This window comes from Streptomyces sp. WELS2 (assembly GCF_013870595.1).
GTDB lineage: Bacteria > Actinomycetota > Actinomycetes > Streptomycetales > Streptomycetaceae > Streptomyces.
In genome coordinates, this window is record NZ_JACBWZ010001038.1 from 1 (window position 1) to 1,956 (window position 1,956).

A 1,956-nucleotide genomic window follows, 5' to 3' on the forward strand; every position below is an offset into this window, starting at 1 on the left:
GCCCCGCGCGGTGACTACACGGTCCGCGCGGGCGACACCCTGAGCACCATCGCCGCCCGGCACGGGACCACCTGGCAGCGGATCTACGCCGTCAACCGGGCCGTCATCGGCGACGACCCCGACGTGATCGTGCCCGGTCAGCGCCTCGCGCTCTGAGCGCCGGACACGCTGTGCCGTACGGCCGCCACCCCAGCCTGGGACGGCGGCCGTACGCGCGCGGCACCCGGCCTCACGACCGCGCCTGATGCCCCTTCGGCTCCGGCTGCGGGGCATGGCCCGCGTACTCGGGGTGGTGCAGGTCGAAGGCGGGGGACTCGCTGCGGATGCGGGGCAGGGTGACGAAGTTGTGCCGGGGCGGCGGGCAGGACGTCGCCCACTCCAGCGAACGGCCGTAGCCCCAGGGGTCGTCGGTGTGGACCTTCTCGCCGCGCGTGGCGGTCTTCCAGACGTTGTACAGGAACGGCAGTGTGGACAGACCGAGCAGGAAGGAACCGATCGAGGAGACCGTGTTCAGCGCGGTGAAGCCGTCGGAGGCCAGATAGTCGGCGTACCGGCGGGGCATGCCCTCGGCACCCAGCCAGTGCTGCACCAGGAAGGTGGTGTGGAAGCCGGTGAAGAGCGTCCAGAACTGGATCTTCCCCAGCCGCTCGTCCAGCATCTTGCCGGTGAACTTCGGCCACCAGAAGAAGAAGCCGCCGAAGACCGCGAAGACGACCGTGCCGAAGACGACGTAGTGGAAGTGGGCGACGACGAAGTACGAGTCCGTGACGTGGAAGTCCAGCGGCGGGGAGGCCAGGATCACCCCCGTCAGACCGCCGAACAGGAACGTCACCAGGAAGCCCGTCGCCCACAGCATCGGCGTCTCGAAGGACAGCGAGCCCTTGATCATCGTGCCGGTCCAGTTGAAGAACTTCACCCCCGTCGGCACCGCGATCAGGAACGACATCAGCGAGAAGAACGGCAGCAGCACCGCGCCGGTGGCGAACATGTGGTGCGCCCACACCACCATCGACAGCCCGGTGATCGCCATCGTGGCGCCGACCAGCGTCAGATAGCCGAAGACCGGCTTGCGGCTGAACACCGGGATGATCTCCGTGATGATCCCGAAGAACGGCAGCGCGATGATGTAGACCTCGGGGTGCCCGAAGAACCAGAACAGGTGCTGCCACAGCAGCGCCCCGCCGTTCGCCGCCTGGAACACCTGCGAGCCGAACCGCCGGTCCGACTCCAGCACCAGCAGCGCCGCCGCCAGCACCGGGAACGCCATCAGGATCAGGATCGACGTGAACAGCGTGTTCCAGGTGAAGATCGGCATCCGGAACATCGTCATGCCCGGCGCCCGCATCCCGATGATCGTGGCGATGAAGTTGACCGCGCCCAGGATCGTCCCGAAGCCGGACAGCGCCAGGCCCATGACCCACAGGTCCGGGCCGACGCCGGGGGAGTGGTGGGCGTCGTTCAGCGGCGCGTAGGCGAACCAGCCGAAGGCGGCCGGCCCGTCCGGCACCACCAGCGAACTCAGCACGATCAGCCCGCCGAAGGTGAACAGCCAGTACGACAGCATGTTCAGCCGGGGGAAGGCCACGTCCGGGGCGCCGATCTGCAACGGCATCAGCTCGTTGGCGAAGCCCGCGAAGCTCGGGGTCGCGAACAGCAGCAGCATGATCGTGCCGTGCAGCGTGAACAACTGGTTGAACTGGTTGTTGTCCATCAGCTGAAGCCCCGGCCGGGCGAGTTCCGCACGCATCAGCAGGGCCATGATCCCGCCGGCCAGGAAGAACCCGAACGCCGTGATCAGATACAGATGACCGATCTTCTTGTGGTCGGTGGTGGAGAGCCAGTCCACCACCACCCGGCCGGCCCGGTGGCGCCCCGTCGGACGCGCCGTCACCCCTGCGGTCTCGGTCCCCATCGCTCGCCCCTTCGCATCGTCGCGCCCGGGTCCGCCCGCCGGTC

General features: G+C 68.2%; 2 protein-coding genes. One reads left to right on the forward strand and one right to left on the reverse strand.

Annotated elements, in window-relative coordinates; genetic code table 11:
• Positions 1 to 156 (forward strand): LysM domain-containing protein (locus tag H5J33_RS33300; protein ID WP_181798426.1); only part of this gene is annotated, 156 nt, incomplete at its 5' end.
• A gap of 73 nt (positions 157 to 229) precedes the next feature.
• Here the strand turns inward: H5J33_RS33300 and ctaD are convergent.
• Positions 230 to 1,912 (reverse strand): cytochrome c oxidase subunit I, encoded by a 1,683-nt coding sequence (ctaD, locus tag H5J33_RS33305; protein WP_181798427.1) that lies wholly within the window; start codon positions 1,910 to 1,912, stop codon positions 230 to 232.
• Positions 1,913 to 1,956: the final 44 nt, after the last annotated feature.

Excerpts from the sequence above, each read along its gene's own strand:
- ctaD (WP_181798427.1), bottom strand. The coding sequence starts at position 1,912 with ATGGGGACCGAGACCGCAGGGGTGACGGCGCGTCCGACGGGGCGCCAC.